Below are 18,918 nucleotides of genomic sequence, written 5' to 3' on the forward strand. Positions count from 1 at the left end.
GCAGGACGTCGGCGGACGATGTACGGGCAAACGCAGTGGGGAGGCTGGGTGGAACCGATCCGCGTCCCGGCGGAGATGTTCCGGTTCACCAGCGGGGACCGCGCCGGGCTCTACATCTCGGTGCTGCACGCCTTCACGGAAGCCAATGAGCGCCTGGAAACGGCGCTGAGCCTGGACGATCTGCGGGCCAGACTGCGGGCGGTGGGCCGGCTGGAGGCGCTGGAGGACGAAGACCTCACCAGGGCGCTGGGACAGCTGCGCGAGTGGGATCTGGTGGACGTGAACCAGAACCACGCGGAGAACTACCTGACCGCCGCGGACTACGAGCGGAACAACCTCCAGTACTCGCTGACCAGGCGCGGAGAAGCGGCGTTCGCGGGCGTGCTGCACGCGTTGTCGGTGCTCGCCTCGACCGGGGCACTGCAGACGGCGGTGCTGGACGCGATCGCGGACCGGCTGGGTGACCTGCTCACGCTGCTGGCGGACGACGGCGCGGACCGGCGGATCTTCACGACGGTGATGGAGCTCGAGGGCCATCTCGAAGCCCTCAGCACGAACACGAAGCAGTTCAACGGCGAGCTGCAAAGGCTGCTCCGGGCTGACGGCGCGGACCTGTCGACCTTCCACGAGGTCAAAGCGGCGACTGTGGCGTACCTACAGGAATTCGTCACGAATCTGGACCAGCGGGCCCGGACGATCGAAGCCCGGATCGGGCAGCTCGAAGAGCACGGCGCGAGCCGGCTGCATCTCCGTGCGCTCCGCGGCGCCGACCTGCCGAAGATCTCCGGCACGGACCCCGGACCCGAGTGGCTGGCGCACCGCCAGGCACGCTGGGAGGGGCTGTGTGCCTGGTTCTTGCCGCCGGACGGCGCCCGCCCACGGGTGGAACAGCTGCGTCTGGTGGCGCGTCGCGCGATCATCACCCTGCTCCAGGTCCTGGACCGGATCACGGAGTCGCGACGTCGAGCAAGTAGCGCGGTGGCTGATTTCCGTGAGCTGGCAAGGTGGTTCACGGTGTTGCCGGCACAGGACGATCTCCACCGGCTGTGGGCGACGGCGTTCGGCCTCAGCTCGGCCCGGCATGCCCATCTCGGTCACCCGGATCCGGAGCTGGTGAGCTCGTCGGCCACCTGGGCCGAGGCCGACCCGGTCGCAGTGTCAGTCCTGCTGCGGTCGTCCGGACGGACGGAACGCTTCAGCCGGACCGGCCGGGTCCGCGAAGTCGCGGCGATCAAGGCAGCCCGCGCCGAGCAGGCTCTGGCGGAGCGAGCCCAACTGGAAGCCGCATGGGACATGCTCGACACCGACGGCCGAGTGCGGTTGTCCCACTTCGGAAAGCTCGACCACAGCGTGTTCGAGCGGCTGCTGGACCTGCTCGGCAAGGCGCTCGCGAGCAGTCCGTCAGCGGCCGGCACGCGGCGAAGCACGACCAGCGACGGCAAGATCGAGATCGTGCTGCGGGATCCGGCCGACGGGGCGGTGGCGCAGCTGATCACGCCGCGTGGGCGGTTCAGCGGACCGGACTACGAGATCGAGATCCGGGCGTTCGGCGGCCGCCAAGTCAAAGAAGCAGCGCGATGAGCAACCTGTCCAACCAGCTGGTGATCGCCGAACGCGACGAGGTGGCGCGGGGCATCCGACTTCTGCTCGCGACGCCGCTGATCCACGAACGTGGTGCGCCCGAGTCGTTCGATCTGGTGCGCCGTCGGCGCGACCCGATCAAGAAGTGGTTCGAGTACTACTGCGGCTGGTCCCTGGTCGTCGAACCGCGCCTTGGCTACGCCCGGCTGGCGAAAGTCAGGGCGATGGCGGACGCCAGCCGGCCGCCGCGCAGGCATCGATCCGGACGCGCGCCGTTCGACCGGCGGCGCTACGTTCTGCTCTGCGTGGCGGGGGCCGAGTTGCTGGCCGCACCGGTGACGACCATCGGCCTGCTGGCCGACCGGGTCACCAGGGCCACCGCCACCGACGAGGTGCTGACGACGTTCGACGCGTCGGCTCGCGGGGAGCGGATGGCTTTCGTCGACGTGCTCAGGATGTTCGAGTCGCTTGGCGTCGTCGAGGTGGTGGACGGCGCAACGGAGTCCTATGTGGACTCCGCTGAGGCGAAGGTGTTGTATCGGGTCGATGCGGCGCTGCTCATGCGGCTGCTGGCCACCACGACCGGCGTCTCGCAGCTGGCCGTGCCGATCGACGAGGTGCCGACGCGGCTGGACGAGCTGTTGGCGGCTGTGTCACGAGAACGGCGTTATGGCGTCGTCGGCACGACGCCGGTCTCTGACGTGCAGCGGAATCTGTGGCTGCGGCATTCCGTCTTCCGGCGGCTGGTCGACGACCCCGTTGTCTACCTTGATGATCTGACCGACGACGAACGCGCGTACCTCAACTCGCCGACCGGGCGGCAGTTGGTGCGGCGGGCAGCCGGCGAAAGCGGCTTCCTCCTCGAAGAACGGGCCGAGGGCATGCTGCTCGTCGATCCGGACGGGATCGCCACCGACAGCCGCTTTCCCGACGACAGCAGCAATGCCAAGGTGGCGGCGCTGCTGCTGTTGGACAGCATGGACATGGCCGTCACCATCGAACAACTCCGGCTGACGGCCAGCGCGTTGCTGACAAGATTTCCCTCCTGGGCCAAGGCGTATCGCGGCGACAACGGCCCCGCCGAACTCGTCACCGATGCGCTGGCTGTGCTGCGCGGATTCGGCCTGGTCCGAATTGGCGACGGCGTGGTGCATCCGCTGCCGGCGGCGGCGCGATACGCCGTGAGCGGGGCACGCAGTGCTGATCAGGACAACGCGGAGGCGCAGCGATGACGATCACCGAGCTGCCGTGGCGCGCGGCTGAGCCCCTTGAACGTGAGGCGCATCGCTGGGTCCCGACGCGAGCGGGCATTCTCAACGTCTGGCGTTATTACGACGAGGTTTTCGAGTTCCAGCGGGGCCGGCTGTTGTTGCGCGGGGAGAACGGCAGCGGCAAGTCGAAGGCGCTGGAGCTGTTGCTGCCGTACCTTTTCGACGCGAACCTGCGCGCCAACCGTTTGTCGACGTTCGGCACCAGCGAACGGACGATGCACTGGAACCTCATGGGTGACGGCGCATCGGGAACCACCCGGGTCGGCTACGTGTGGGTCGAGTTCCGCCAGGGCGACACGTGGTTCAGCTGCGGGGCACGACTCCAGGCAAGCAACCACACGACGGCCGTACATGCCGACTACTTCACCACGACCCTGCGCGTCGGCGACGGGCTGGAGTTGGTGACCGACTCGGGCACACCGCTGACCAGAAACGCGCTCGAACAGGCACTCGGTGACCACGGCTTGTTGCACGGCAACGCGACCGAATACCGGTCGGCGATCCGCACGACGCTGTTTCCCGGGTTGAGCGAGCAGCGTTACGACGCGCTGATCACCGCGCTGTTGCAGCTGCGGACGCCGAAGTTGTCCCAGCGGCTCGACCCGTCACTGCTGTCCACACTGCTGTCACGGGCCCTGCCTCCGTTGGACCAGCAGGAGATCGCCGATCTCGCCGAGGGTTTCGAGCGACTGGACCGGCAGCGGGAACGTCTCACAGCCCTGGACGCGGAGGTCACGGCGGCCCGCACGCTCGGCGGCCGGCAGCGGACCTACGCGCAACGGGTGCTGCGGGCCGCGGCCGCCACGCTCATCTCGGCCACCACCGAGCTGGACAATCTCACCAAGTCCGCCCGGCGGTCGGCCGAGCAGCACGACCAGGTGGCCGAGCAGAAAGCCGAGACCGAAGCGCGGATCGAAACGCTTGTTGTCGACGAGGAGGAAACCCAGGCGCGGATCGCCGGGCTCGTCGAGAGCGACGCGTACCAGCACGGCCACGAACTCGACCAGCTACGGCAGCACACATCCGCGGCAGAATCCCGTGCTGTTGCCGCACGGTCGGACGCGGAAGCGAAGCGCCGGCAAGCTGTCAAGGATGCCGAGACTGCGGCGAACGCCGAGCGCGATGCCGAGCTGCGCGCTGGCACCGAGGCGGTCCGGGCGGCCGACGCCCGCCAGGCCGCGGCTCGGGCGGGGTTGATCGGCGTGCATGCTGAAGTCACCGAAACCCTGACCACAGCAGCCAAGCAGTCGCGGGTGCTGCTCCGCGCAGCCGTGCAAGGCCGGGCAAGGCAGATCGCCCTTGTCCGCGACGCGTTGGCCGAGCACGCAACGGCCGTGGACCGTCGGCAACAAGCGGAGACCGACCTCGAAGACGCGCGCTCCGATCTTTCCGCGGCTGAGGAAAGTCGCGCCGAGGCGGCCGAGAGGTGCGAACAGGCGCTGACCCGCCTCGTCGACGATCTTCGAGCCTGGGCGCGCGACTGCCGGGAACTCGCGTTTCCCGATCTCGACATGTTCGACGAGTTGGTCGAGAACGAGGCGGCCCTGCTCGAGCATGTCGATGCCGTGGCCGGCTCGGCGACCGACGTGCTGGTGCGGGCCGAATCGTCGACCGAGGCCGAGCAGGATGCCAAAAAGTCCGAACGGGACGGTCTCGCCGACGAGCTCGATGCCCTTGGGAAAAAGCAGGATCTGCCGCCGGAGGCACCGCCGACGCGGACCGCGGACCGCTCGACCATGGCCGGGGCGCCGCTGTGGCGGTTGGTGCGTTTCGCCGACTCGGTGCCGGAGTCGACGCAGGCGTCGATCGAGGCCGCGTTGCAGTCGGCTGGCGTGCTCGATGCGTGGGTCGGCGCAGATGGCGCGGTGACCGGCCACGACGTCTTCGCGGTGGCCGAAGCCGTGCCACCGGCGGCCGGGCAGTCGTTGTCCGACGTGTTGATCCCAGAGAGGGATGCGGTCGTGCCGGCCAGCGTCGTGGCTCGGCTCCTCGCCGGCGTCGCATACGGTGACCGTGCGCCGGCCGGGCATCCGGCGGCGGTCGGGGCCGATGGCAGCTGGCGACTGGGCAATCTGGTCGGCAGCTGGCAAAAGCCGCATGCCGCGTACATCGGCGCGGTCGCGCGGGAACGGGCCAGGCAGCGGCGAATGGGCGAACTGCGGGCCCAGATCGATCAGCTCGACACCGAGCTCGGCGCACTGGCGTCACGGTTGCAGGCCATCCAGGCGCGGCGATCGGCTCTCGCCCGGGAGCGCGCGGCCCGCCCTCCGTACGGCGATGTGCGGGCGGCAAGGGATTCGCTGACCCGTAAGGAATCTGACGTCGAGTCGGCGAACCGCCACGTGCGCAAGCAGCTCGACACGCTGTCGAAACGCGAATCCGCGGTAAGCGCGTCACTACATGAGTTGACCGTCCTCGCGGCCGAGCACGGCATGCCGACCGATCGGGCCGCGCTAGACAACGTCGAACGTGCGGTGGAAGCGTTTCGGGATCAGGCGGAGATCTGGCTCGACAGCCACGACGAGCTCATGGCCGCCCGCCGTCAACGGGACACGGCGGCCGACTGGGCGGCCCGATCAGGCGCCGTCGCAGGCGAACGGGAGCACGACGCCGCCGAGGCCGAGGAGAACACCGCCGGCTCGCCGCGAAGCTGGAGACCGTCGAACGCACCGTCGGCGTCGAGTACCGGGAGGTTCTCGCCGAGCTGCGCGACCTGCGCATTCGGCGATCCGACCTGGCCAAGGGATTGGTGGCCGCGCGGGCAAAGGCATCCGACCTCGCCATCCGACTCGGCGAGCTGGGCGAGCGGCGCAAGTCCGACATCCAGGCCCGCGATGGGGCGCTGGTGGTGCGGGACAACGCTGCGCGTCGCTTCCGTCACCTCGCCGGCGGGACCCTGTCGGCCGACAGCGGTTTCCCGGATCTCAGTGGACTCGCCGCGACGCTCACAGCGTCCGACGGTGTCCGAGCGGCGCTCGACGCCGCCCGCTCGGTGGCGTCCACGTGGCCGAACGTGCCACACGAGCCGAACAATCTCGGCGACGCGCTGCACCGCCTCTCCGAGTCCGTGCACGAGTGCCGTACGGCGCTGAGCGCGCGGGCCGACCTCGACCTGGAGGCGGACGAGGACGTGCAGATGTTCACCGCGCTCGTGGACGGCGTCCGGGTCGGCGCCGCCGAGCTGCTCGCCATCCTGCGGGCCGACGCCGAGCAGAGCCGGCAGGAGATCACCGAGCGGGAACGACAGCTGTTCGACCAGACCTTGACCGGCGATACCCGCCGGCACCTGGCCGCGCGCATCCGGCAGGCCGGTGAGCTGGTGGATGCGATGAACGACCGGTTGGAACGCGTTCGGACGGCGTCCAAGGTCGCCGTGCGGCTCGTCTGGCAGGTCGCGCCGAACCTGCCAACCGGCACCAGGGCGGCACGGGACCTGCTGCTGAAGGACCCGGTCCGGCTGACGGAGTCGGACCGTGAATCTCTGCACCAGTTCTTCCGGGACCGCATCGAGCAGGCGAAGTCGAACGACACAGCCACGAGCTGGGAGCAGCAGCTGGCGGAGGTGTTCGACTACACCGCGTGGCACCAGTTCGTGGTGAAGGTGGACCGCGCGAACGGCGAGGGCTGGCAGCTGCTCACCCGGAAGCTGCACGGCGCGTTGTCCGGCGGCGAGAAGGCCATCGCGCTGCACCTGCCCCTGTTCGCAGCCGTCGCAGCCCACTATCAGGCCGTGCCCACCGCGCCGCGCGTCATCCTGCTCGACGAGGTCTTCGTCGGGGTGGACAGCAGCAACCGAGGGCAGGTCTTCGCCCTGCTGTCCGCGCTGGACCTCGACCTCATGCTGACCTCGGACCACGAGTGGTGCACCTACGCGGAACTCGACGGCATCGCGATCCACCAGCTGCTCACCGGTGACGGCGACAACGCGGTCACCACGGCTCGCTTCGTGTGGAACGGCCGGGACCTGGTCCCGGATTCCTGAGCGCCTCACCGCTGCTGAGGTGCTGAGCTCGGCGCGGGACTGAAAGGCGCAGGTGACGGGCTGCGCCGAGCGGCCGATAGCTGCAAGGGTCTCGGCGTTGTCCCGACTTCCGGCGGTTACGGGTGCCCGGTTGCTCCTCTTACGGTCGAAAGCTTCCGGTGCGCTCGGTCGAGGAGGGGTGGCTGTGGGGCAATTGCCGAGAAAGCGGCTGGTGGTGGGCACGGTCGGCGTGGTGCTGGCCGGGGTGTTCGTGGCGCTGCCGGGGACGGCGGAGGCGGCGCCGAATGTGCTGAAGGCGGATAGGGCGGTGACGAGGTCGTGCTTCGCGGCGGAGCTGCCGCAAGGGGCGCAAGGGACCGACCGCCGGGAATTCACGTCCACAGTGGACGGATTGGTGCAGGCGAGGCTGAAGCCGACCAAGGGGGTGGAAGGCGACTGGGATATCGCGGTGTTCGACAAGGCCACCGGCAGTGTGGTGGCGGCGTCGGCAGCGCTGCGTAGCCGCGAGGTGGCGGAAAGCTTTGTGAAGAAGGGGCAACAGCTCGTCGTGCAGGCCTGTCGGTATGCGGGCCAGGCCAAGACGGTGGAGCTGGGGGTGGACTTCCTGGCGCTGACGCCGCAAGGGACGTCGACGGCAACGCCGCCGGAGCTGGTGAGGGTGGAAACGCCTACCAGGGCGGACAAGAACCGGCTGAACACGCTGGGGCTGGACGTCACGGAGAAGGGCGACGCGACGGGCGTTGAAGTGGTGCTGGCGGATGCCAAGGACCGCAAGACGCTGCAGGACGCGGGGTTCAAGTCGACGGTCGTGGAGCCGAATCTGGCGCAGAAGTCCATAACCGACGCGGCGACGGATCGGGCGTACGCGGCGAAGACGGAGAGCTCGGCGCTGCCGTCGGGGCGGACGACGTACCGGCATCTGTACGACTACGAGTTCGAGATCAAGGAGCTGGCCCGCAAGTACCCGAACCTGGTGTCGGCCTTCACCATGCCGGAATCCACCTGGGAAGGCCGCGACGTGGTGGGCATGGAGATCGCCACGGACGTCAAGAACATCAGTGACGGCAAGCCGGTGGACTTCACGATGGGTGTGCATCACGCCCGGGAATGGCCGGCCGGCGAGCACGCGATGGAGTTCGCCTACGAGCTGATCAACGGCTACAACCACGACAACGCGATCCGGGCCCTGGTCGGGAAGACGCGCAACATCGTGGTGCCGATCATCAACCCGGACGGCTTCGACATTTCACGCGAGGCGGAGCCGAAGGGTGACTTCAGCACGTTCGACTACGAGATGAAGCGCAAGAACTGCAACGTCAACGACTCGCCGCCGAAGTACGCGACGGGCGTGTGCAAGGCGAACCCGGGCGGCCGGGTGCGCGGCACGGATCCGAACCGCAACTACGCCGGCTTCTGGGGCGGCCCGGGCGCCAGCGTGTCCTGGAGCAGCGACACCTTCCGCGGCTCGGCCCCGTTCTCCGAGCCGGAGACGCGCAACGTCCGCTGGCTGGTGTCGTCACGCCAGGTGACGAACCTGATGACGCTGCACACGGTGGCGGCGCTGGTGCTGCGCGCGCCGGGCATCGCCGACACGCGGCCGCCGCTGGACGAGCCGGCGTACAAGGCGCTGGGCGACAAAATGGCCTCCCGCAACGGATACACGAGTGAGCCGAGCTGGCAGCTGTACGACACGACCGGCACCACGGAGGACTGGTCGTACTGGACGACCGGCGGCTGGGGCTTCACGATCGAGGTGGGCGGCAACGGCTTCCACGGCCCGTACGCGGACAGCGTGGTCGCCGAGTACGAAGGCCTGGCCCCGGCGGCGGGCGCGGGCAAGGGCGGCAACCGTCAGGCGTTCCTGGACTTCCTGAGCAACGCGGCCGACCCGGCGCAGCACTCCACGCTGATCGGCTCGGCGCCGAAGGGCTACCAGCTCAAGCTGCACAAGACGTTCCAGACGCCGACCTCGCCGGTGATCCAGCCGGACGGCACGACCGCGCCGCCGATCTACTACACCGACGACCTGAACTCGACGTTCACCACGACCGGCGGCCGCTTCGCCTGGTCGGTCAACCCGTCGACCCGGCCCTACGTGGCCGGCCGCTACGGGCGTGACCCCCGCGGCCCGGTCCAGCCGGGCTTCGCCGTGACGAACCCGCCGGGCGTGCCGCCGATCAACCAGGACTACCCGAACAACGCGACGGCGGAGAGCTTCACCTTCCACGTCGACGGGCTGCCCAAGGCGGACAACGGAAAGCTCAGCGTCAACATCAACTGGGCGCACCCGACCACGGACTGGGACCTCTACGTCTACGACGCCGCCGGCAACCTGGTGACGTCGTCGGCCAACGGCGGCACGACCTCCGAGCACGCGGTCCTGTTCGACCCGCCAGCCGGCGACTACAAGGCGGTCGCGGTGAACTTCGACCAGACCGACCCGAACGCGGTCGACGACTGGACCGGCGACGTCTCGTTCGCCGCGCCGATCCCGGCCACCTACGGCCCGAAGGAGGCCTACCAACTGACCTGCACCTCGCCCAAGGGCAAGCTGGTCGGCGTGGCCGACGTCTTCGCCGACCGCGGCCAGACCGTGGACGTCGGCGAGGTCTGCACCCGCTCGGCGCACGCGCAGAAGCAGCGTCTGTCCGGCGGGGCCAGGTAACAGAAGTTCGCGGTGCCACGCCAACGGCGTGGCACCGCGAACGGGTCAACGCAAAACTAGAACCACTGCTGCTGCGGCCCGCCGTTGCAGGACCACACCTGCATCGAACCGGTCAACGTCTTGCCGTCCAGGGTCTGCGCGTCCAGGCACTTGGTGTTGTCCATGCCGTTGTGCAGGGTGTGGTTGGACGGGTCGAGGATCCACTGCTGCTGCGGGCCGCCGTTGCAGTCCCACACCTGGATCGAACCGGTCAGCGTCCGACCGTCGAGGGTCTGCGCGTCCAGGCACTTGGTGGTCACCATGCCGTTGTGCAGCTGGGTGTCGGCCGCGCCGCTCCAGGACTGCTGCGGGCCGCCGTTGCAGTCCCAGACCTGCACGGTGCCGGTGACGGTGCCGGCCTGGAAGGTCTGCGCGTCCAGGCACTTGGTGAGGTTCATGCCGTTCTGCAGCGGGCCGTTGTGCGCGCCGGTGGTCTGCTTGATCCACGACGCGAGGTCGTCGGTGCGGACCTCGGTGGAACCCGAAGTGCCTGCGGCGGAACCGAAGCAGCCGTGCTGGGCGGAAACGCTGCTGATGGCCACGATCTGGCCGTTACGCAGCGCCGGCCCCCGGCGTCGCCCTTGCAGGTGTCGACGGAAGCCGAGACGGCGACGGTGGTGGCGTCGACCGAGCCGACGCTGTAGGCGCCGGCGTGCGGCTGGAGCGGGGCCCACGTCGAGGCGGTACGGCCGTAGCCGACGACGGTCAGGTTGTCGCCGACGGCCGGGACGGCGGAGCCCAGCAGCGCGGGGGCGATGTCGGTCACGGGCTTGGACAGCTGAGCCAGCACGAAGTCACGTTCGGTCCGCGGCGTGAGCGAGGTGATCGTGGCGACCTCGCCGTTCGGGAAGGTCGCGGTGCTGGCCTGGCTCGGCGCACCGGCCTGGACGGTGCCGGGCGAGGCCGGGTCGTCGGCGAAGCAGCTGGTCGCGGTGGCCAGCCAGCGCGGGGCCACGAGGAAACCGGTGCAGCCACGGCCGTTGGCCGAGGTGGGCGCGCCGACGGCAACCTTGGCCAGGTACGGGTAGTCGGTGGCCGGCGGGGTCGACGAGCCGCCGGTTGCCTTGATCTCCAGCAGAGTGGCCGGGTCCGGACCGGCGCCGACGCCAACGCCGGTCCAGCCGTTCTTGTCCACCGCAACGGTGCTGGTCTTGTCGTTGACCGTCACCGTGGCCTGCACGTCGTGGTTGTCGCCCTTGACCTGATAGGCGTTGGGAATGTTCAGGGTCAGGTCGCCGACCGGCCCGTCGATCTTGAAGCAGTAGTGGTACAGGTCGGAGCCGTGGTCACCGGGCACGTTGGTGCTGCGGACCTCGATCAAGCCGGTCCCACTGCACGTGACGAAGGTGATGTGCCCATCGCCCTTGAGCAGGGTGATCCCCCGGTCGGCGAGAACCTGTGCGGCGCCGGGATATCCGTAGTCCTCGACGGCCGGCGACCGGCCGGTGTCGGCGGCCGCCGTCGGCACGGCCGCGGCGCCGCACAGCGCCATCGCGCCGAACACCGTGAGCAGACGGGGAATTCTTCGCATGACAGATCGCTTTCTCTGTGGAGCTCAATGGTTTACGGATGGTCATTGCTCGTGCGGCCGCAGGTAGACGGACTCGCCCGGGATCGAATGCCGGAACGTGTTCCGGTTGTCCTTGATGACCTGGAGGATGATGTTCGGGTCGTTCAGGTCGGCCGGATCGGGGTGCTGGGCGAACATCCGGGCGCCGGCCCGGATGGCGGCTTCCTTGTCCGGGCCCCAGTGGTTGCCGGGCGAGATGTCGTGGTACAGCTTGCCCGCGCCGACGAGGACCTCCTCGCTGAGCCCGCAGGACGCGCCCACGTAGCCGTAGTGCAGGTTGGACCAGAAGTCGAAGTTGATTTCCTCGTCGGTGCCGGGGATCGGGAAGTACGGCTCGTCGGTGTCGATGCCGTTGCCCTCAAGGATTTTCAGCAACCGTCCCTTGTGGTCCCACGGGCCGTCGGTCCTGACCTGCTGCGCGAACAACGCGAGCCCCCCGGCCAGGTCGGCCGGGTTGCACGTGCTCAACGACTGGCACTGGGAGATCCCGAGGCGGATGGCCTTGCCCATGGGGCTGTTGGGGTTGTTGACCATCTCACCCTGCATGAACTGCATGGCCATGTCCCACGCCTGGTTGTCCGGGATGCGCTTGTCCGGCGGCACACACGTGGGCGGGCAGTCGAGTCCGCCGTTGACGCCGGGTGCTGGCGGGGCGTCCTCGCGGCCGGTCACCTCCCGCCGGGCGGCCTTGGCCACGGCCTGGAACGCAGCCTGCGCCGCCTGCGCGGCTTCATCGGCCGATTTCTGTGCGGCGTCGGCATCCTGACGCGCCTGCGCGGCGGCGGCCGCTGCCTCGGCGGCGTAACCGGCGGCCTGCGCGGCCGAAACCTTGGCCGCGGCAGCGGATTTGTCGGCGTCGGCGGCTGCGGCCTGCGCGGTCTGAGCCGCCGTGGCGGCCTGCCGGGCCGATGCCGAGGCCTGGTCGGCCGAGTTCTGCGCGGCCGTGGCGGACTGGGCCGCCGCGGTCGCGGCGTCGTGCGCGGCGGATGCGGCGTTGGCGGCGTCCGTACGGGCCTGGTCGGCGGCCGCCGCGTCCCCACGGGCGTTGGCGGCGTAGACAGCCGCCTGGGCCGCCTGGCTCTTGGCGTTGGCCGCGGTCTCGGCGGCGTCGGCCAGGTAGCCGTCGATCTGCGCGTTGTGCACGGCCGCGTCGGCGTCCCGCTGGGCCGCCTTGTACTGGTCGACCTGGAGGAATTGCTTCACGTACGACCACGGGCCGGAAAGCGCGGCGTTGGCCGCGGCCTTGACCTCGGGGCCGCCGTTGGTGACCAACACCTGGGTGGCCACACGGTCGTCGTCCTCGGCGGCCCGGTACCGGCCGGTGGCCAGGAACGCCTGGATGTCATCCGCAGTACCGTTGAGCGCCTTGTTCGCGGCGGCCTTGGTCGCCGGTCCACCGGTGTTGAGGATCTTCTGCACTGCGATCCGGTCGTCGTCGACCTTGCCCGGATACGCCCGCGTGCGCAGGAATTCCTTGACCTGGTTGTAGGTTCCGGCCAGCGCGGCCAGTGCAGCGGTGCGCTGGGCGGGAATCGTGGTGGTGTCGGCAATCGTCGTGACGCTGGCCCGGTCGTCCTCCTCGACGGCGGCCGAGAGTCCAGTGTGGACGAACGCGGCGACGCCGGCATCGGTGTCGGACAACGCGGTCAACGCGGTTGACTTCACCCACGGGCCACCGGTGTGCCAGAGGCGGGCGGCCACCTTGCGGCCGTCGGCAATGACGGTCGCGACAGGGGTTCCGGTGGCCTGCGCCTCGGCCAGCAGCCGCTGCTCTTCGGCGTCGAGCTGGGCGGCCTGACCGGCCTGCCACACGATGGCGGCCTGCTTGTCCCGTTCGGCCTGCGCGGCGTCGGCGGCGTCCTGCATGCCCTTGTTCTGTTGCGCGGTAAGGCGTTCCGCGTCGGCCGCCCGGGCGGTCGCGGCGGTGGACTTGGCCTGGTCGGCTGCGGCCTGCGCCTCCTCGGCAGCGGTCTTGGCCGCATCGGCGTCGGCCTTGGCCTCGTCGGCCGCGTGATCGGCGTCGTAGGCGGCGTCGGCCGCGGCCTGGGCAGCTTGCGCGGCAGCGTCGGCGTGCGCCGCGGCCGCATTCGCAGCGTCCTTGGCCTGGTTCGCGGCGGCCTGGGCCTGAGCGGCGATGGACCGGGCGGCATTCGCGGCGCGAGTGGCCTCCCCGGCGTAGGAACGGGCCCGGTCGGCGGCCCGCTTGGCTTCCTGGGCACTGGCGTTGGAGCTGTCCGACCACCGGGCGGCGGAGTCGGAATACCCGCCGGCCAACGCCGCGTCGTTCGCCGTGGCGGCGGCCTCGGACGCGGCCTGGATCGCGAAGTCGAGCGCGTTCAGCGCATCGCCGAGGGCGGAAACCGCGCCACGGGCACCGTTCGCGGCGGCGGTGGCGTTCGCCGCCGCCTGTCGTGCGGCGTCCCGGATGCCCGCGGTGTTCCCGGCGTCGAGGTGGGCCGCCGCGGCGGCATTGCGGGCCTTGGCGGCGGCCTGGCCGGCCATCGACGCCGCCCATGCGGCCTGCTGCGCCGCGGCGGACGCGGTCCGTGCGGCGGAAACGGCTGCTGTGGCGGCACTGATCGCGGTCTGGGCGGCGGACGCCGCGGCGTTCGCCGCACTGGCCGCACGGCTGGCCGCATCGGCGGCCTGGCCGGCGGACGCCTTGGCGGCTTCGGCTTCCTCGGACGCGCGCTTGGCCGCATCCTTCGCCGCCTGTGCGGCGGCCGCGGCACGGTCGGCCGCATCCTTGGCGGCGGCGGTCTGCTCGGTCGCCCGCTGCCCGGCCGCGTGGGCCAAGTTGACCAGCTGCGAGATGCTGAGCGTCTCCTGGTCCCGCTGCGACGCGACCTGCCAGCCGGTCTCGAGGAAGTAGCGGACGTCGTCCGGCGTGCCGTTCAACGCGGCGTTGGCCGCCTTGCGAACCTCAGGGCCGCCGTTGTTGAGCAAGATCTGCGCGGCAATCCGGTCATCGGTGACCTGGGCCTGCTGCACGCCGACCCCGTTGAAGACCTCGATGTCCTGGATGGTGCCGCTGAGCGCCTTGTTGGCGGCGGCCTTCACCGCCGGCCCGGTGGCCGCGGCCAGCAGCTGGCTCGCCTTGACGCGCTGGTCGGTCTGCCACGGCTGGGTCCAGCCGGTGTCGAGGAACGTGCTCAGGTCCGCCGGCGTGCCGGACAGCGCCTGGTTGGCGGCGTTGCGGGTGGCCGGGCCGCCGCCGTTGAGCAGCCGCTGCACCGCGATCCGGTCGTCGGCGGTCCGGCATTGGGCCAGAATCGTCGTCAGGAACGCGTGGACGTCGTCGTCGGTGCCGGCCAGCGCGGTCTCCGCGGCGGCGGCCACCGCCGGGCCGCCGGACGTGAGCAGCGCGGCGACCTGCGCCCGTTCGCTCGGCGGCGGGGCCGTGTCGGCATTGGCCGGCGCGGTCATCGCGCCGGCGGTGATCGCGGCCACGCTCAACATGGCCGTGGTCTTTACCCACAGCAGTCTCAACGCACTGTCCCCCCTGGTCGGCCAGCACACGTCAACCGCACCATAGGGACGATCACGTTGCGCCGCACCATGTTTCGACCAGGTTCGAAGAATGCGGCGAGCTATTCGATCCAGGTTGGACCACCGGTTACCGAGTGACCGTCAAAAAAAAACGCCGCGCGGTATCGCGCGGCGTCCGGAGGGTCTACGGTCGGTCAGAACTCGTCGGACTGGGTGAGCTCCTGCTCAAGGGTGTCGGCGCGGGCAACGAGCAGCTCCAGCGGCCGGGCGAATTCGTCGAGCACGCTCAAATCCTCGAGCGGGGCGGCGTACTTGAGCAGGGCGACGCCGTCCACCACGGCCGCGCCGCCGACGGTCGCCTCCCCCGCCAGCTCCAGCAGCCGGCGCAGGTCGATCGCGTCGGCCCGGCCGACCGGGGAGGAGATCTCCAGCCACTCGGCCCCGTCCAGGTCGGCCACGTGGTGCACGGCCACCTGCTGCGTGCGGTCGCCCTCGCACTCCAGCCGGAACCGCAGCCACGAGCCCGTGTCCTCCAGCACCTCGTGCCGGGTCCGGACATAGTTGATCACGTCGGTCCAGGTGGTCACTCGTCTCGCCTCTCACTGCCGGTCCGAAAGCCGTCCACAGCATCCCATGCCGGCCGCCGGGGCCAGCACGGAATCGCCGCCGTCAACCTACTTCGTGACCGGCCCGAGCAGCAGGGTCATCAGGGCCTGCTGGACGGGCTCGCGGCCGGCGCCGTTGGCGATCATGAGGGCGGACTCGATGACGGCGCTGAGCACGAGCTGGGACAGGGCCGGCACGGAGGTGCCGGCCGGGATCATGCCCTCGTCAGCGGCGGCGGAGAGCATGGACGTGATGATGCCGAGGCCGTGGCGGCCCTCGATCTCCCGCCAGGCGGCCCAGCCGAGCACGGCCGGCGCGTCGGTCAGCCCGATACGCAGCACCTCGGGCCGCTGGCAGATGTCGAGGAAGCACTGGACGCCGACGGCCATGGCCGCGAGCTGGTCGGTCGAGCCGGCGACGGCGGCCGTGATCTCGGCGGTGATCTCGGCTTCCAGCTGCTCGAACACGTCGCGGAACAGGGCCTGCTTGTCGGCGTAGTGGTGGTACAGCGCCCCCCGGGTCACGCCGGCGGCCCGCACGATCTCGTCGGTGGACACGCCGGCATAACCCCGCTCGGTGAACAGCTCACGGGCGGCGGTGGTGAGGGCGGACCGGGTGGAACGGGTGCGTTCCTCCTGGCTACGGCGTGGTGGCACCGAGAAAGTTCACCACGAGGCGGCCGAGCGCCTGCGGCTGGTCCTCGGGCAGGAACGTGTAGCTGTCGTCGATCAACTCCAGCCGGGCGTCGGGCAGCACGGCGGCCAGCCGCTCGGCCAGCGAGACCGGGAACAGCCGGTCCTCACGGGCCCAGGCCAGCAGCACCGGCCGGTCGAAGGAGCCGAGTCGCTCGGCGGCGGCCAGCGTGTACCGGTTGTGCACCCCCGTCGCGAACCGCCGCAGATCGGCGCGGATCGCCGGGTCGCGGCGGGTCGGCAGCAGGTAGGAATCGACGATCTCGGCCGGCGGCTGGCGCTTGGCCACCCAACCCAGGGCGATCGGCAACCGATGCAGGGCCTTCAACCGCATGGACTGCACGAGCATCCATGCCGCGCCGGGAAAGCGCATCAGCGCCGGTAGTGGCGCGAACACCGACGGGAAGAACGCCTCGAAGCAGTCGCACGACGTCAGCACGACCCGCCCGACCCGCGCCGGATGATCGGCCATCACCAGCTGGGTCAGCGCCCCACCGGTGTCGTTGGCGATCAACGTGACGTCCTCGAGGTCAAGGGCCGCCATGAACTCGGCGATCAGCGCCGCCAGGCCGGGCGGCGTGAGGTCGGCCTCCGGCACCGGCACCGAATGCGCACCCAACGGCCAATCCGGGACCAGGCACCGATAGCCGGCGCCGGCGACGATCGGCACGACCTTGCGCCACAGGTCCCCGTTGACCAGCAGGCCGTGCACGAAAACGACGGGCGGCCCGGTGCCGACGTCCCGATAGCGGATCCGGCCACCACTGAGCTCGATCTCTCTGCTGTCACTCCCCATGCCCGTCAACATACAGACAGACGGTATGTAAGTCGAGAGCCGACCGGCCGGGTGTGAGCAGGACCCCTGACAACATCGGGCCTATCCCCACGCCGCATTGCGTAGGTTTGACTCAGCACGCCGATCATCCCGAGGGGGCACCGTGGAGACCGGGACCGAACATCCGCAGCCGAGGTTGGCCCGCCACCTCGCAATGGCCGAGGTATACGCCGATCAAACGCTGTCGCAGCGCTTCGCCAGCGACCTGAACCACCTGTTGGCCGAGGCCGGCGACACGCCCCGAAACCCCTCCGCCACCTGGGACGACTGGCACGCCGCGGTCACGCGAACGCTCGGCCCGTCGCTCACGGACATGGTCCTGCCGGACGCGCCGCCCACCGCGCCGGTCATCCCGCCCAACCAGCGGCACCTGTGGCGCAATCGCTTGCGGGCGATGCACGACACCGTCACGAGCGAGCCGCTGCCCTGGCCCGAACTGCGCATGACGGTCGCGCGCCTGTACCTGGACCTGCTCGCGGCCGGCGTCTGGGAATCCGGTGAGGAGTGGCGGCCGGAGCTGCGGGACGTCGTGTCGACGCTCCCCCTGCGCGACGGCGAGAGCGCCCCGGGCCAGCTGGAGTCGTTTCTCAGCTCGCTGATCGCGGTGTGCCTGGCGCTGCTGTGCCAGGAGGCGGACATCTTCGGCAGCGCGCCGAACGACGCGATCGCCAAGTCGGCGTGGGACAAGGCGGCGGAGATCGCCGCGTTCGCCGACGCCGAGCAGGCCGAGCGCTACCTGTACCACCCGGACCAGCCCTACGCCCGGGTCGTGACCCGCACGGACGTGGACTGGGTGATCGAACTGGCGGTGGACTCGGCCGACGATCCGCACGCCGAGCTGCGGGCGGCGTTCGAGAGCGCGGGTCTTGACGTCGAGCTGATCGACGGCGTCTGGGTCTCCAAGGGCACGTTCCGCAACCCGCGCCGGGCCGCCGCCCGGATCGCGACACTGGTCGGCGACCAGTGCGTGACCATGGCCTACAACGACAAGCGGGCCAGCGTGATCATCCGCAACGGCCGTGAGGTCGTGGTGGCCGACTCCACCGCCCCGCGCTGGCGCTACTACCGGCTGACCACGCTGGCCACCCCGGAATCGCTGCTCGGCGACGCCGAGGGCCTGCCGCCGACCAGGGAGAACGACCCGTTCCGGCCGGTGCCGGCCCGGGTCGCCGCCCTGTTCGAGGCCGCCGGCGTGAACTCGCAGCACATCCTGATGCTGTTCGACAGCTTCCGGCCACGCCTTCGCTAACCCAGAACCCTGACCGGTTCGCCGGCTGCGAACGCGTCGATGTCCTCGACGGCTTCCGTGAAGTAGCGGAAGTAATTGCCGCGGGTCACGTAGCCGAGGTGGGGCGTGGCCAGCACGGTCGGCAGTGTCCGAAGTGGATGGTCGAGCGGCAGTGGCTCGAGGTCGAAGACGTCGAGCCCGGCCCCGGCCAGCCGTCCGGCGGACAACGCGGCGATCATGGCTTCGGTGTCCACGATCGCCGCGCGCGAGGTGTTGACCAGCAGCGCGGACGGTTTCATGGCGGCCAGCGCGGCCGCGTCGACCAGGCCACGCGTGCGGTCGCTCAGGGCCAGGTGGATCGAGACGATGTCGCTGCCGGCCAACAGTTCTTCCTTGGACGAGGCCAGCACGGCCCCGACCGCCTCGGCCCGTTCGACGGTGAGGTTCTGGCTCCAGGCCAGCACTTCCATGCCGAACGCCTTGGCGATCGCGGCCACCCGAGTGCCGATCTTGCCCAGTCCGAGCAGGCCGAGCGTGGCCCCGGCCAGGTCGGTGCCGATGGTGCTCTGCCACGCCCCGGCGGTGCGGAACGCCGCGTTCTCCGGCACGACGTGACGGCACAGGCCGAGGATCAACGCCCAGGTCAGCTCGACCGGCGGCGTCGACGAACTGGCCGTGCCGCACACCGTGATCCCCTTGGCCGCAGCGGCTTTCAGATCAATGGACGCGTTGCGCATACCTGACGTGATCAGCAGTTTGAGCCGGGGCAGCCGGGCAATGAGCGAGGCCGGGAACGGCGTGCGCTCACGCATGATCACCACGACGTCGAACTCGGCCAACGCCTCGGCCACCTCGTCCTCGGTGTCCAGGTGCTCCCGGAAAACGGTGAGGTCGACCCGGCTCCAGTCGGCGAGCCCCGCCGCCGCGTCCTGGTAGTCGTCGAGCACAGCACAACGCAAC

13 protein-coding genes are annotated in these 18,918 nt (G+C 70.1%); 6 read left to right on the forward strand and 7 right to left on the reverse strand.

Translation table 11 applies throughout. The annotated features are described in order from the left end of the window. The first annotated feature begins 48 nt into the window (after positions 1 to 48). The 5 genes from M3Q35_RS27930 to M3Q35_RS27945 all read left to right on the forward strand — a co-directional run bounded on the left by M3Q35_RS27930 (position 49) and on the right by M3Q35_RS27945 (position 9,499). Positions 49 to 1,581, forward strand: coding sequence for a TIGR02677 family protein (locus M3Q35_RS27930; protein ID WP_273935504.1), 1,533 nt, complete (start codon positions 49 to 51; stop codon positions 1,579 to 1,581). Further along, positions 1,578 to 2,813: a TIGR02678 family protein gene (locus M3Q35_RS27935; RefSeq protein WP_273935505.1), complete on the forward strand. Its 1,236-nt coding sequence runs from the start codon at positions 1,578 to 1,580 to the stop codon at positions 2,811 to 2,813. Before M3Q35_RS27930 ends, M3Q35_RS27935 begins: the two co-directional genes overlap by 4 nt. Next, positions 2,810 to 5,944, forward strand: a complete 3,135-nt coding sequence (locus M3Q35_RS27940) for a TIGR02680 family protein (RefSeq protein ID WP_337960479.1) — start codon at positions 2,810 to 2,812, stop codon at positions 5,942 to 5,944. The genes M3Q35_RS27935 and M3Q35_RS27940 overlap by 4 nt, the downstream gene beginning before the upstream one ends. After that, positions 5,866 to 6,834, forward strand: a complete 969-nt coding sequence (locus tag M3Q35_RS48560) for an SbcC/MukB-like Walker B domain-containing protein (RefSeq protein WP_337960480.1) — start codon at positions 5,866 to 5,868, stop codon at positions 6,832 to 6,834. The genes M3Q35_RS27940 and M3Q35_RS48560 overlap by 79 nt, the downstream gene beginning before the upstream one ends. A gap of 184 nt (positions 6,835 to 7,018) precedes the next feature. After that, a complete protein-coding gene (locus M3Q35_RS27945) occupies positions 7,019 to 9,499 on the forward strand; it encodes a M14 family zinc carboxypeptidase (protein ID WP_273935506.1) in 2,481 nt (826 codons plus the stop codon). A gap of 56 nt (positions 9,500 to 9,555) precedes the next feature. On the opposite strand, the gene M3Q35_RS27950 is transcribed toward M3Q35_RS27945, so the two are convergent. The 6 genes from M3Q35_RS27950 to M3Q35_RS27975 all read right to left on the reverse strand — a co-directional run bounded on the left by M3Q35_RS27950 (position 9,556) and on the right by M3Q35_RS27975 (position 16,691). Further along, positions 9,556 to 9,936: an RICIN domain-containing protein gene (locus tag M3Q35_RS27950; RefSeq protein WP_273935507.1), complete on the reverse strand. Its 381-nt coding sequence runs from the start codon at positions 9,934 to 9,936 to the stop codon at positions 9,556 to 9,558. Beyond that, complete coding sequence (locus M3Q35_RS27955; RefSeq protein ID WP_273935508.1) at positions 9,933 to 11,069, reverse strand: trypsin-like serine protease; 1,137 nt, start codon at positions 11,067 to 11,069, stop codon at positions 9,933 to 9,935. The genes M3Q35_RS27950 and M3Q35_RS27955 overlap by 4 nt, the downstream gene beginning before the upstream one ends. Before the next feature lie 42 nt (positions 11,070 to 11,111). Continuing rightward, complete coding sequence (locus M3Q35_RS27960) at positions 11,112 to 14,597, reverse strand: polymorphic toxin type 44 domain-containing protein (RefSeq protein WP_273935510.1); 3,486 nt, start codon at positions 14,595 to 14,597, stop codon at positions 11,112 to 11,114. 194 nt (positions 14,598 to 14,791) lie between these two features. Next, positions 14,792 to 15,184 carry a hypothetical protein gene (locus M3Q35_RS27965; RefSeq protein WP_273935511.1) on the reverse strand — a complete coding sequence of 131 codons (393 nt, stop codon included), beginning with the start codon at positions 15,182 to 15,184 and terminating at the stop codon, positions 14,792 to 14,794. 87 nt (positions 15,185 to 15,271) lie between these two features. After that, on the reverse strand, positions 15,272 to 15,859 hold the full coding sequence (locus M3Q35_RS27970; protein WP_273935512.1) for a TetR/AcrR family transcriptional regulator: 588 nt from the start codon (positions 15,857 to 15,859) through the stop codon (positions 15,272 to 15,274). Then, complete coding sequence (locus M3Q35_RS27975) at positions 15,843 to 16,691, reverse strand: alpha/beta fold hydrolase (RefSeq protein WP_273935513.1); 849 nt, start codon at positions 16,689 to 16,691, stop codon at positions 15,843 to 15,845. The genes M3Q35_RS27970 and M3Q35_RS27975 overlap by 17 nt, the downstream gene beginning before the upstream one ends. Before the next feature lie 142 nt (positions 16,692 to 16,833). Between M3Q35_RS27975 and M3Q35_RS27980 the strand changes: the two genes are divergently transcribed. After that, complete coding sequence (locus M3Q35_RS27980) at positions 16,834 to 17,979, forward strand: hypothetical protein (RefSeq protein WP_273935514.1); 1,146 nt, start codon at positions 16,834 to 16,836, stop codon at positions 17,977 to 17,979. Here the strand turns inward: M3Q35_RS27980 and M3Q35_RS27985 are convergent. Continuing rightward, complete coding sequence (locus tag M3Q35_RS27985; protein WP_273944493.1) at positions 17,976 to 18,917, reverse strand: D-2-hydroxyacid dehydrogenase family protein; 942 nt, start codon at positions 18,915 to 18,917, stop codon at positions 17,976 to 17,978. The two genes, M3Q35_RS27980 and M3Q35_RS27985, sit on opposite strands and share 4 nt — an antisense overlap. Position 18,918 lies beyond the last annotated feature (1 nt).

Origin of the sequence: Kutzneria chonburiensis (assembly GCF_028622115.1) — a bacterium.
GTDB classification, from domain to species: Bacteria; Actinomycetota; Actinomycetes; order Mycobacteriales; family Pseudonocardiaceae; genus Kutzneria; species Kutzneria chonburiensis.

What these genes read in the sequence shown, in the direction of transcription:
- M3Q35_RS27955 (WP_273935508.1), bottom strand. Translation starts at nt 11,069, where the DNA reads ATGCGAAGAATTCCCCGTCTGCTCACGGTGTTCGGCGCGATGGCGCTG.
- M3Q35_RS27935 (WP_273935505.1), top strand. Translation starts at nt 1,578, where the DNA reads ATGAGCAACCTGTCCAACCAGCTGGTGATCGCCGAACGCGACGAGGTG.
- M3Q35_RS27950 (WP_273935507.1), bottom strand. Translation starts at nt 9,936, where the DNA reads ATGAACCTCACCAAGTGCCTGGACGCGCAGACCTTCCAGGCCGGCACC.
- M3Q35_RS27940 (WP_337960479.1), top strand. Translation starts at nt 2,810, where the DNA reads ATGACGATCACCGAGCTGCCGTGGCGCGCGGCTGAGCCCCTTGAACGT.
- M3Q35_RS27975 (WP_273935513.1), bottom strand. Translation starts at nt 16,691, where the DNA reads ATGGGGAGTGACAGCAGAGAGATCGAGCTCAGTGGTGGCCGGATCCGC.